9 protein-coding genes are annotated in these 12,306 nt (G+C 69.0%); 2 read left to right on the top strand and 7 right to left on the bottom strand.

All coding sequences use genetic code 11. The features are described 5' to 3' along the window. Positions 1 to 137 precede the first annotated feature (137 nt). The 6 genes from pgl to tkt form a co-directional block, all read right to left on the bottom strand. Positions 138 to 902 carry a 6-phosphogluconolactonase gene (pgl, locus tag FDZ84_RS02335; protein WP_168584508.1) on the bottom strand — a complete coding sequence of 255 codons (765 nt, stop codon included), beginning with the start codon at positions 900 to 902 and terminating at the stop codon, positions 138 to 140. Beyond that, entirely contained in the window at positions 899 to 1,864 is a 966-nt protein-coding gene (opcA, locus tag FDZ84_RS02330) for a glucose-6-phosphate dehydrogenase assembly protein OpcA (RefSeq protein WP_168584507.1), read from the bottom strand. The genes pgl and opcA overlap by 4 nt, the downstream gene beginning before the upstream one ends. Beyond that, positions 1,861 to 3,396: a glucose-6-phosphate dehydrogenase gene (gene zwf / locus FDZ84_RS02325; RefSeq protein WP_168584506.1), complete on the bottom strand. Its 1,536-nt coding sequence runs from the start codon at positions 3,394 to 3,396 to the stop codon at positions 1,861 to 1,863. Before zwf ends, opcA begins: the two co-directional genes overlap by 4 nt. Next, positions 3,393 to 5,027 carry a glucose-6-phosphate isomerase gene (locus FDZ84_RS02320; RefSeq protein ID WP_168584505.1) on the bottom strand — a complete coding sequence of 545 codons (1,635 nt, stop codon included), beginning with the start codon at positions 5,025 to 5,027 and terminating at the stop codon, positions 3,393 to 3,395. The genes zwf and FDZ84_RS02320 overlap by 4 nt, the downstream gene beginning before the upstream one ends. A gap of 165 nt (positions 5,028 to 5,192) precedes the next feature. Then, positions 5,193 to 6,299, bottom strand: a complete 1,107-nt coding sequence (tal, locus tag FDZ84_RS02315) for a transaldolase (protein ID WP_168584504.1) — start codon at positions 6,297 to 6,299, stop codon at positions 5,193 to 5,195. 242 nt (positions 6,300 to 6,541) lie between these two features. Then, on the bottom strand, positions 6,542 to 8,629 hold the full coding sequence (gene tkt, locus FDZ84_RS02310) for a transketolase (protein ID WP_210435398.1): 2,088 nt from the start codon (positions 8,627 to 8,629) through the stop codon (positions 6,542 to 6,544). A 499-nt stretch (positions 8,630 to 9,128) separates the two neighbouring features. On the opposite strand from tkt, the gene FDZ84_RS02305 reads away from it, so the two are divergent. Both FDZ84_RS02305 and FDZ84_RS02300 read left to right on the top strand, forming a co-directional pair. Further along, positions 9,129 to 10,064, top strand: a complete 936-nt coding sequence (locus FDZ84_RS02305) for a heme o synthase (protein WP_168584503.1) — start codon at positions 9,129 to 9,131, stop codon at positions 10,062 to 10,064. Between the two features lie 361 nt (positions 10,065 to 10,425). Then, entirely contained in the window at positions 10,426 to 10,629 is a 204-nt protein-coding gene (locus FDZ84_RS02300) for a hypothetical protein (protein WP_168584502.1), read from the top strand. Positions 10,630 to 11,054: 425 nt separating this feature from the next. Here FDZ84_RS02300 and FDZ84_RS02295 read toward each other — a convergent pair whose 3' ends face one another. Further along, positions 11,055 to 12,284, bottom strand: coding sequence for a cytochrome P450 (locus tag FDZ84_RS02295; protein WP_168584501.1), 1,230 nt, complete (start codon positions 12,282 to 12,284; stop codon positions 11,055 to 11,057). Positions 12,285 to 12,306: the final 22 nt, after the last annotated feature.

The following is a 12,306-nucleotide window of genomic DNA, read 5'->3' as shown; positions in this document are numbered from 1 at the left end:
CGCTGCAGTGGCGAGGAATTACCACGTCACCTGAGCAGGGCTGCGGATCGCTACGAGCGGTAAGCGGGACGCCGTGAGTGTTTTTGGGTGCTATGGCACCCACAAACGCTCACGGGTGCTCTTCACCCTTGGCGGGATCAGCCTCTGGTGGGGATGGCCGATGCTGCGGTCGGGTCGAGGAGCCAGAGGGTCCGGTCCCGGCCGTGGGCTCCCGCCGCCGGGATGTCCACCGGCTTCGCGCCGCCCAGCGCCGCCGCCACCGGCTCCGCCTTCGCCGAGCCCGTGGTCATCAGCCACACCTCGGACGCCGCCTTGATCGCCGGGAGCGTCAGGGAGATCCGCGTCGGCGGCGGCTTCGGGCAGTCGTGCACGCCCACCACCGTCCGCTCGGATTCCTGCACGTACGGCGTTTCCGGGAACAGCGACGCCGTGTGCCCCTCTTCGCCGACGCCGAGCAGCAACACGTCGAAGTGGGGCACCGCGATGTCGGTCGCCCGCGAGGCCGTGGTCGCCAGCACCTCCGCGTAGTGCGCCGCCGCCGCGTCGGCGTCCGGCCCGAACTTGCCGTCCGACGGGGCCATCGGGTGCACCCGTTCCGGGGTCACCGGCACGTGGTCCAGCAGGGCGTGGCGGGCCTGGGTCTCGTTGCGGTCCGGGTCGCCGTCCGGCAGGAACCGCTCGTCGCCCCAGTACACGTCCACGTTCGCCCAGTCCACCGCGTCGCGGGCGGGGGAACCGTTGACCTGTTCGAGCACGCCGATGCCCGTGCGGCCGCCGGTGAGCACCACCGACGCCACGCCGTGCGCGGCCTGCGCGTCGACGATCCTGGTGATCAGCCGGGCCGCCGCAGCGGCCGCGAGCAGCTCACCGGTGGCGTGCACGACCACTTCCGGCCGGGTCATGAACCGGCCTCTGCCGACTCGGTCTCCGCCGCCGGTTCTTCCGCGCCGCGGACGATCGCGTCCAGGCCCTGCAGGGTGGCCTCGTAGATCTCGTCCGCGTCGAGGCGGCGCAGCTCCTCGGTGAGGCAGTCGCGCACCTCGCGGCGCTGCAACGACACCCGCCGGTCCGGCTGGCCCGGCTGGGTCAGCGTCCCGACCTTGCCGTCCGGGCGGACGATCTCCACGTTGCCCGACGGCCGCTCCAGCACCGCTGCGACGATGCCCGGCCCGCGCGGGTGCTCCAGCCGGCGCACCGGGATTCCCAGGTAGCTGGCCAGCCACGCGGCCAGCAGGTCGGTCGACGGCGAGTCCGCCGCGCCGGTGACCGTGGCGGCCGTGACGGCATCGTGCGGCGGCAGGTCCATCGCCGCCGCCAGCATCGCGCGCCACGAGGTCAGCCTGGTCCAGGCCAGATCCGTGTCACCGTCCGAATAGGACTTCACGCGCTTGTGCAGCGAGGCGATCGGGTCCGCTTCGGCGGCCGCGTCGGTGATCCGGCGGTGCGACAGCGCGCCGATCGGGTCCTTCGCGGGGAACTCCGGGGATTCCGTGGGCCACCACGCCACGACCGGCGCGTCCGGCAGCAGCAGCGGCACCACCGAGCCGGCGCCCTCGTCGGCCAGCGGCCCGTACAACCGCAGCACGATGACCTCCGAGGCCCCCGCGTCGCCGCCGATGCGGATCTGGGCGTCCAGCCGCGGCGCGGCCTGCCGCGCCCCGCTGGCCACCACGATCACCCGGCACGGGTGCTCCCGGCTGGCGTCGTTGGCGGCCTGGATGGCCTTCTCCACCTCGGTGCCGTCGCCGGTGACGATCACCAGCGTCAGCACCCGGCCCAGCGCGACGGCACCGCCGGTCTCGCGCAGTTCCACCAGCTTCTTGTTGACCTGCGAAGTGGTGGTGGACGGGAGATCGATGATCACGGTCGCCTCCAGACGCGTCCGGTTCGGGCCAGCATCGCATCCGCCGACGGCGGGCCCCACGTCCCGGCCTTGTACGGCTCGGGCTTGCCGTTGGCTGCCCAGTGGTCCAGCACGGGGTCGAGGATCCGCCAGGACAGCTCGACCTCCTCGTTGACCGGGAACAGCGACGGCTCGCCCAGCAGCACGTCCAGGATGAGCCGCTCGTAGGCCTCCGGCGAGGACTCGGTGAACGCGTGCCCGTAACCAAAGTCCATGGTCACGTCGCGCACCTCCATCGAGGTGCCCGGCACCTTCGCGCCGAAGCGCATCGTGATGCCCTCGTCCGGCTGCACCCGGATCACCAGGGCGTTCTGCCCGAGCTCCTCGGTCATCGTGCTGTCGAACGGCAGGTGCGGGGCGCGCTTGAACACCACCGCGATCTCGGTGACCCGGCGGCCCAGCCGCTTGCCGCTGCGCAGGTAGAACGGCACCCCGGCCCACCGCCGGCTTGCCACCTCCAGGGTGATCGCCGCGTAGGTCTCGGTGATCGAGTCGGACGCGAAACCGCCCTCCTCGTGCAGGCCCGGCACCAGCGAACCGCCCTGCCACCCGCCGGTGTACTGGCCGCGGGCGGTGGTCTGGTCGAACGGGCCGACCGGCTTGGTCGCCGACAGCACCTTGATCTTCTCCGCGCGCAGGTCCTGCGGGGAGAACGAGACCGGCTCCTCCATCGCGGTGAACGCCAGCAGCTGCAGCAGGTGGTTCTGGATCACGTCGCGGGCCGCGCCGATGCCGTCGTAGTAGCCGGCCCGCCCGCCCAGGCCGATGTCCTCGGCCATGGTGATCTGCACGTGGTCCACGTAGTGCGCGTTCCAGATCGGCTCGAACAGCTGGTTCGCGAAGCGCAGCGCCAGGATGTTCTGCACCGTCTCCTTGCCGAGGTAGTGGTCGATGCGGAACACCGACTCCTCGGGGAACACCTCGTTGACGATGCCGTTGAGCTGCTGCGCGCTCTCCAGGTCGTGGCCGAACGGCTTCTCGATGACCACCCGCCGCCAGCTGTCGCCGGACTGGTCGGTCAGCCCCGAGCGGGACAGCTGCTTGAGCACCGTCGGGAACGCCGAGGGCGGCACCGACAGGTAGAAGGCGTGGTTGCCGCCGGTGCCGCGTTCGGCGTCGAGCTGCTTGACCGTCTCGGCGAGCCGGTCGAAGGCGCCGTCGTCGTCGAACGAGCCCGGCACGAACCGGATGCCCTCAGCCAGCCGGTCCCAGACGTTCTGGTGGAACGGCGTCCGCGCGTGCTCCCGGACCGCGTCGTAGACGACCTGGCCGAAGTCCTGGTCGGCCCAGTCGCGGCGGGCGAAGCCGGTCAGCGCGAAGCCCGGCGGCAGCAGGCTCCGGTTGGCCAGGTCGTAGATCGCCGGCATCAGCTTCTTGCGGGACAGGTCACCGGTCACTCCGAAGATCGTCAAGCCGCAGGGACCGGCGATTCGCGGCAGCCGCTTGTCCCGCGGATCGCGCAGCGGGTTGTGCCACTGTTCGCTTCGAGTCACGCCTGGTCCTCCAAGGAGCGCAGGGCTTGCACGGCCTTGACCAGCTCGACGAGCCCGGCCGCCCGGTCGGTGAGGTGTAGTCGCAGCACCGGCCGGTTGCGGTCGGCGAGCACCTGGCCGTCGCCGAGCGCCTGGGCGCGCTGCAGCCCGGCCAGCGTGTACGGCCGGTCCGGGACCTCCAGGTCCTCTTCGGCCGCGCCGGTGATCTGCAGGAACACGCCGTTCTGGTGGCCGCCCTTGTGGTACTGGCCGGTGGAGTGCAGGAACCTCGGTCCCCAGCCGAAGGTCGTCTGCAGCCCGGTGCGGCGCGCCAGCTCGGGCCGCAGCACTGCGGTCGAGGCGTCGTCGAGGCGGTCCAGGTACGCCTGGACGGCGAGGTAACCGCCCTTCGGCGCGGTGGCCAGGAAGGCCCGCAGCGCCTCGGTCACGTTGCCGACGCCTGCGGTCAGCCAGTCGCCGGAGGGGTGCACCTCGATCGCGCCGTCGACCAGCGCCGGGGTCGCGGCCGGGCCGCCGGCCGGGCCGTCCAGCAGCGCCCGCGCGGCCTTCTTCGCGGCCTCCACGTCCGGCTGGTCGAAGGGGTTGATGCCCAGCAGCCGACCGGCCACCGCGGTGGCGAATTCCCACAGCAGGAACATGCCGCCCAGCGGGCCGGCGGTGCTGATCTGCGCGCCGTCGACGGCCGGCCCGACGGCCACGGTCGTCGCGTCGGCACCGGCGTCGGCGAAGCCGGGGGCGTCAATGTTCTCGACGACGACGGGCAGCAGGCCTGTGCCGTTCTTACCGGTGGACTCGGCGATCAGCTGCTCGACCCAGTCGCCGAAGCCCGCGATGCCCGAGCCGGTGTCGGCGAAGACGACCTTCTCGGACCCCTTGGCATGCGCCGCACCCAGCGCCGCGCCCAGCCGCAACGCCGGGTTGCCGGTGTCATCGGCGCTCAGCCGCCGGAACGCGGCAGCGGCGGCGTCCAGCAGCGCCGCGACGTCGGCACCGGCCAGCCCGGCGGGCACCAGCCCGAAGGCGGTCAGCGCCGAGTAGCGGCCGCCCACGTGCGGGTCGGCGGTGAAGACCTTGCGGTAGCCCGCCTCGCGAGCCGCCGACTCCATCGGCGAACCGGGGTCGGTGACCACGATGATGCGGGTCACAGGATCGATTCCGTTTTGCGTGAAAGCCCGCTCGAAGATCCCGCGATGGCTGTCGGTCTCGACGGTGGTCCCGGACTTCGAGGAGACGACCAGCACGGTGCGGTCGAGGTCACCGGCCAGCGCGTCCGCGACCTGCCCGGGGTCGGTGGTGTCCAGCACGACCAGCGGCACGCCGGCGGTCGCGGTGATCACCTCCGGAGCCAGCGACGAGCCACCCATCCCGGCCAGCACGATGCGGTCCAGGCCCTCGGCGTGCAGTTCGGCGCGCAGCGCGTCGATCTCGGCGAGCAGCGGACGCGAGCTCTCGTGCAGCGTCGTCCAGGACAGCCGGATGGATGCCTCGCTCTCGGCGTCCGGACCCCACAGCGTGGAGTCCTGGGCGGCGAGCTTGCCGGCAACCTCATCGGCGGCCAGGCGCTCGACCAGCGGTCGGGCCTCGGCCGCTAGCGCAACATCGGGAATGTCGACGGAGGTTTCGGTTCCCATGTAGTTCCTTCAGCGCTCGATCCAGTTGGGCTCGAACCCTAGTTCGATCCGGGGAATCCTGGGTTCGATCTTGGAAGCCAACTTCGTGCGACCACAGTGTCGCCGATCCAGGCCGGTGCGGCAGGTGCGCACCGGCCCGGATTTCCCGGAGACTTCGGCTGTTGTTTACTTCGCCTGGTCCAGTTGCCGGCCCACGGTCTCCAGCAGTTCGGTCCAGGACTTCTCGAACTTCTCGACGCCCTCGCTCTCCAGCACCGCGAACACGTCGTCGAGGTCGATGCCGATCTTGGCGAGGTCGTCGAAGACCTGCTGCGAGGCGGCGGCCGTGCCGGTGACCGTGTCGCCGCGCACGTCGGCGTGGTCCGCGGTGGCCCTCAGGGTCGCCTCCGGCATGGTGTTCACCGTGTTCGGCGCGACCAGCTCGTCCACGTAGCGCGTGTCGGAGTAGGCCGGGTCCTTCACGCCGGTGGACGCCCACAGCGGACGCTGCGCCTTCGCGCCCGCGGCCGCCAGCGCCTTCCAGCGCTCGGTGCCGAAGACCTCCTCGTAGGCCGCGTAGGCCAGCCGCGCGTTGGCGATCGCCGCCTTGCCGCGCAGCTCCTCACCACCGGCGAACTTCTCCAGCCGCTTGTCGATCTCGGTGTCCACCCGGGACACGAAGAACGATGCGACCGAGGAGATCTGGGCGACGTCGTGACCGCCTGCCTTGGCCTGCTCCAGGCCGGCCAGGAAGGCGTCCATCACGTCGCGGTAGCGCTGCACCGAGAAGATCAGCGTGACGTTGACGCTGATGCCCTCGGCGAGCACGCGGGTGATCGCGGGCAGGCCCTCCACGGTGGCCGGGATCTTGACCATCAGGTTCGGCCGGTCCACGGCCTTCCACAGGTCCACGGCCTCGGCCACGGTGCGCTCGGTGTCGTGCGCCAGCCGCGGGTCGACCTCCAGCGAGACCCGGCCGTCGACGCCGCCGGTGGACTCGTAGACGTTGCGGAAGATGTCCGCCGCGTCCCGCACGTCGGCGGTGGTCAGCTCGCGCACCGTGTCATCGACGCTCGCGCCGCGGGCCGCCAGCTCGCGCACCTTCTCGGTGTAGTCGGCGGCGTTGGACAGCGCGTTGGCGAAGATCGTCGGGTTGCTCGTGACGCCGACGACCGCCTGGTCGGTGATCAGCTCGGCGAGGTTGCCCGAGGAGATCCGCTGCCGGGACAGATCGTCCAGCCAGATCGAAACCCCGGCCTCGCGCAGCGCCTTGAGGTTCGGGTTGGTGGTCAAAGGAATTCCTCCGCTCACGCCTGCTGGGCGTTGCTCAGGGCCTTCAGGTAATCGTGATCTTGTTTTGAAGCGGCGTCAGCCGCTTAGCCCACGCTCGCAGGACGACCACCCGCGGGTTCTCAGACGCTTCCTGGCGAGGACAGCCCCTCCGCCGCGTATCGGACCATACATAAGGAGGGGCTCCCACAGTCCAGGGAGCGTCTGAGGTTCCGCTGGGTGACCACCTACGCAAAACTAGTTTGTCAAGCCTTTTCCAGGCTGCGTCGGGCCGCCGCGACAACCGCGTCGACGGTGATGCCGAACTCGTTGTAAAGGGTCTTGTAGTCGGCCGAGGCGCCGAAGTGCTCGATGGACACCGACTCGCCGGCGTCCTTGACGAACCGGTACCACGGCATGGCGATGCCGGCCTCCACCGAGACGCGGGCCTTGACCGCGCCCGGCAGCACCGACTCGCGGTAGGCCTCGTCCTGCGCGTCGAACCACTCGACGCACGGCATCGACACCACGCGGGTGGCAACGCCGTCGGCCTCCAGGATCTTCCTGGCCTCGACGGCCAGCTGGACCTCGGAACCAGTGCCGATCAGCACGAGCTCGGGCTTGCCGTTGCCGGCCTCGGCCAGCACGTAGCCGCCCTTGGCGACGCCGTCGGCGTCCACGCCCTCCAGCGTCGGCACGCCCTGGCGGGTCAGCGCCAGGCCGGCGGGGCCGCTCGGGTCCTCCAGGATCGCCTTCCACGAGGCCGCGGTCTCGTTGGCGTCGGCCGGGCGGACCAGCGAGAAGCCGGGGATCGCGCGCAGCGAGGCGACGTGCTCGACCGGCTGGTGCGTCGGGCCGTCCTCGCCCAGGCCGATCGAGTCGTGCGTCCACACGAAGATGACCGGGGTCTTCATCAGCGCGGCCAGCCGGACGGCCGGGCGCATGTAGTCGCTGAACACCAGGAAGGTGCCGCCGTAGGGGCGGGTGCCGCCGTGCAGCGCGATGCCGTTGAGGATCGCGCCCATCGCGTGCTCGCGGATGCCGAAGTGCAGCGTCCGGCCGTACGGGTCGGCGTTCCAGGTGCTGGTGGAGATCGACTCCGGGCCGAACGAGTCGGCGCCCTTCATCGTGGTGTTGTTGCTCTCCGCCAGGTCGGCCGAGCCGCCCCACAACTCGGGCAGCACGTCGGCCAGCGCGTTGAGGACCTCACCGGAGGCCTTACGGGTGGCGACACCCTTGCCGTCGGCCTCCCAGGTCGGCAGCTTCTCCTGCCAGCCGGCGGGCAGCTCGCGGGTGGTCAGCCGGTCCAGCAGCGCCTTGCGCTCCGGGTTGGCCGCCGCCCACTCGTCGAAGGCGACCTGCCACTGGGCGCGCGCGGCCTTGCCCCGGGCGCCGGCCTCGCGGGCGTGGGCCAGCACGTCGGCGTCCACCTGGAAGGACTGCTCCGGGTCGAAGCCCAGCGCCTGCTTGACCCCGGCGACCTCGTCGGCACCCAGCGCGGCGCCGTGCGCCTTGCCGGTGTTCATCTTGGTCGGGGCCGGGTAGCCGATCACCGTGCGCAGCACGATCAGGGTCGGGCGGGCGGTCTCGGCCTTGGCCGACTCGATGGCCTCCAGCAGGCCCTTGACGTCCTCGCCGCCGTGCACCACGAGGACCTGCCAGCCGTAGGACTCGTACCGCTTGGCGGTGTCCTCGGACAGCGCGATGCGGGTGTCGTCCTCGATGGAGATCTCGTTCGCGTCGTAGATCACCGTCAGGTTGCCCAGCTGCTGGGTCCCGGCCAGCGACGACGCCTCGGAGGTGATGCCCTCCTCGATGTCGCCGTCGGAGGCGATCACGTAGATGTGGTGGTCGAACGGGCTCTCACCCGCGGCGGCCGCCGGGTCGTACAGGCCGCGCTCGCGGCGGGCGGCCATCGCCATCCCGACCGCGGTGGCCAGGCCCTGGCCCAGCGGGCCGGTGGTGGTCTCCACGCCGTCGGTGTGCCCGTACTCGGGGTGGCCCGGCGTCTTCGAGCCCCACTTGCGCAGCGACTTCAGATCGTCGAGCTCCAGGCCGTAGCCGGCCAGGAACAGCTGCACATACAGCGTCAGGCTCGAGTGCCCGGCCGACAGCACGAACCGGTCGCGGCCGATCCAGTCCGGGTCGCTGGGGTCGTGCCGCATGACGCGCTGGAACAGCGCGTAGGCGGCGGGCGCCAGGCTCATCGCGGTGCCCGGGTGGCCGCTACCGCAGTTCTCCACCGCGTCGGCGGCCAGCACGCGGGCGGTGTCCACCGCGCGCTGGTCCAGTTCGGTCCAGCCTTCGGGCAGGTGCTTGGTGGTCAAACGGGCAAGGTCGTCGGTGACGGACACGGACGCAGCTCCAAGTTTCCTTCGGCGGTTTTCCCTACAACGCGGTGAATGCGGTCGCTGCTGGACCGATTCGAACCGCGGTTATCCCTCGTCCGACGGGCAGCCTAGTCGTGTCCGATCAGCCACGTGCCGACCCGTCTGCATTGGTGTTCCCCGCCGATCGGAAGCCGGGAGCGGCGGCGCCCGACACTGCGCCTGGAAAACCACGGTTGCCCCATCCGGGTGACACCGGAGGCTCGGCTACTGCCTGCCGGTGCCCTGCGATTTCGCGTTGCAGGGCGACCCGTTCGGCGATCGTGGCGGGAACCCGGCCAGGATAGCGGCGAAGGGGCGTGACCAGGGCCACCAGCCCCGGCGCGGGGCCCCGGCGACGACCCGCGCGAGGCCGCGTTCAGTAGCGCGCCTACTATTCATGTTCGGTCCAATTCGGCGCGGTCCGGGTTGTGCCAGGTCGTCCGAAACGCCTTAGGAGTGCCATGCCGCCGGTGAGCGCAGCGTCGTGACCACCGTCGTCGACGTCCCCCGGACACGGCACGCTCGGCGGCCCGCTGAGCTGCTGAAAGCCTATGCGGGGCTGATCAAACCGCGAGTCATCGAGCTGCTGCTGGTGACCACCATCCCGGCGATGCTGCTGGCCGCGCGGGGCATCCCGTCGCCGTGGCTGGTGCTCGCCACGCTGATCGGCGGCACCATGGCGGCGGGCAGCGCGAACGCGCTGAACTGCGTCGCCGACGCCGATATCGACCAGGTGATGAAACGCACCCGGGCCCGCCCGCTGGTGCGGCACACGGTGACCACCCGGCACGCCCTGGTCTTCGGCATCGTGCTCGGCGCCGGGTCCTTCGGCTGGCTGTGGGCGACGACGAACCTGCTGGCCGCGTCGCTGGCCGTCGGCACGATCCTGTTCTACGTCTTCGTCTACACGCTGGTGCTCAAGCGGCGCACCGCGCAGAACATCGTCTGGGGCGGCGCCGCGGGCTGCATGCCGGTGGTGATCGGCTGGGCCGGGGTGACCGGCCGGGTGGACTGGCCGGCGCTGGTGATGTTCGGCGTGATCTTCTTCTGGACGCCGCCGCACACCTGGTCGCTGGCGATGAAGTACAAGGACGACTACGAGCGCGCCGGCGTCCCGATGCTGCCGGTGGTGGCGCAGCCGACGTACGTGTCGCGGCAGATCGTGGTGTTCACCTGGCTGATGGTGGCGTGGACGCTCCTGCTGGTCCCGGCGACCGGCTGGCTCTATGCGGCGTTCGCGGTCCTCGCCGGGGCGTGGTTCCTGTTCCTCGCGCACCGGCTGCACGCCGCTACCAAGCGCGGCGAGAAGACCCAGCCGATGAAGCTGTTCCACATGTCCAACACGTACTTGATGATCGTGTGCGTGGCCCTCGCCGTGGACTCCGCGCTGAGCCTGCCCGTCCTGGGCTGGCCCTCCTGAGGCAGGGCGTGTGCAAGGTTGATCTGAGGGTCGTCGCCTTCTGACGGCAAAACGATGCGGGCCGCGGTCCCACCGGGGAAGGCCGGCATGCCCCCGAACACACGTGGTGGCTGCGATGAACTCCCGTGGCGACGTTCTCGGCCTCCACCGCGGTGGAGGCCAGCTGGCTGCTCCCGGTCAAAGGCGACCGGTCTGGCCTACACCAACAGCTGAAAACCCGGCCCTGGACCCGAGTCCGCCTCGGCGGATACAACCCCGCAAGTTCCATTGAAGTCGAACCTTCGATTTCAATGGAACTTGCGGAACGTCGGCGTGTCGCACCCCGACACGCCGACGCCTGTGGAGAACCTCCGCAATTTCAATGGAAATCGTGGGCGGGCGCGGGCGCGGGCACGCCGGGACCCGCAGCCCCGCAGCCTGGAAGATCCTTGTTCTGGAAGAAAACCTGCGAACAGAACTGCTCGGGGCCCGGCAGGCCATCCGTATACGGCGCTGGCGCCGCCCGGACTGCAAAGCCGCCGGTATCGAAACGGTCGACTACCTGACCGCCCTGCCATCCACCTGATCACCCTGCCACGCACCTCCGCTAGCTCGCCGCTAGCCCCGCTGAGCCGGCAAAACTGGTTCAAGGGCATTGGGCACAACAAATCGCCTTCACCTGGTGCGTGACATGGCCTTCGACGAAGACCACCACCACCGCACCACCACCGGGCACCCGCAACGCACCCCAAAACCTCGCGGTAGCCAGCATCCGGCCCGCGCTCCGCGCCGGCAACCACAAACCAGTACGACTCCCGGACCTACTACCCGAAACGACTAAAACCGGACAGGTCAACCTTGCACGCGCCCTGCCCTCCTGAGGGCACGTGTAGGCCGGGCTATTGAGCGGCGAAATCATCACCAGGCTTCGCCGTAGCCGCGGCCCCCGGCCGACGACCGCATTTCGATATCGATCGAGTGCGGCGAACGAAAATCAAGGCTGGGGAGTAATCAAACTGCAGATCTACGCAGGGTCTGTACCTCGAGTCGGCTGAACTTTCGGACCACCGAGCGATTTTGCCGGTGGGGTGAGCTCACCAAGCTTAGCCGTTCAATCCGCTGGGCGAGTTCCCGGAAGGCGATTTCGCCAGTTGTTAGCGCTAGATCAGCTCCAACACAGCGATGTGTCCCTAGTCCGAAGGAAACGACATCGTTTTGGTCTGATTCACCGGACACGAAGCGGTCTGCGACAAAATTGTTGGGATTCGCGAAGCGGCGGGGATCTCGTCCGAGAGCACCAAAGCACACGAGTAGTAGCGTATCGCGAGGGATATGTACCCCGCCCAGCTCGGTGTCTTCGGCTGCAACCCTCGCTCCGTACTGGATCGGTGGGTCGTGGCGAACGACTTCGAGGACGAACGATTTCAGCAGGGTGTCGTCCGTGTGTAACCGGTGCAGTAGCGCATTGTCTTTGGCCAGTTGCAGTAGTCCGCTGCCGAGGAGTGAGACGGTGGTTACGGTACCTGCGCCGAGTATGAATATGAGATTGCTTATCAGGTCTTGCTCGTCTGCTGCCTTCCAATGTTGGGCAAGCGATCCGACCAAATTGGTCTCATCGTCCGCGTAAAATTCAAGTAGTTTTTCTCGAATGTATGAAAAAATCTGCGGAGTAACATCGTCTGCGCTCTCGAGCCTGCTGTCCGGCGGGTGCAACTCGTTGCGCTCCAGGAACATGTCGAGCCACTCCGCCAGCTGCCGCATATCGCGATGAGGAATGCCGAGGAGTTCGCCGATTACCGTATTGGGGATGTTGACGAACGACTGAGTGGCATCAACGCTGCCTGTGTTGGCGATGAGTGGGGCAACGTGTGCTGCGGCGTGCCGTCCAATCATCCGGCGCATCTGTTCGACTCGTTTGGGGCTGAAAAAACGGTAGACGAGCCGACGAACTGGCTGACTTTCCGGCGGATTCAGAAAGAGTAAGCTCCTATACAATGCCGCGGCTGACGCATGATTTCTCCAGCCGGACCAGAAACGATCGGCATAGCTGCGATCGGGAACCCGGAACAATCGATGGTTCAACAGGACATCTGAGCTTTCCTGGTAGCCCGTCACTAAGGCATGTTGACTTCCGATGGCGGCGACTGGAGCCTGTTCCAGCAGTCTGCTGTAGAGGGGGTACGGGTTCGATCGCCCGCCAGGAGTGAACAGGCTGAGAAGAGTGTCTTGCGGGGTTGTCACGGTGCCAACCTCCGAGGAGCAT

Source organism: Saccharopolyspora sp. ASAGF58 (assembly GCF_012277335.1).
GTDB lineage: Bacteria > Actinomycetota > Actinomycetes > Mycobacteriales > Pseudonocardiaceae > Saccharopolyspora > Saccharopolyspora hattusasensis.
Note: the sequence above shows the minus strand (reverse complement) of the source record. Positions and strands in the feature narration are given on the sequence as shown.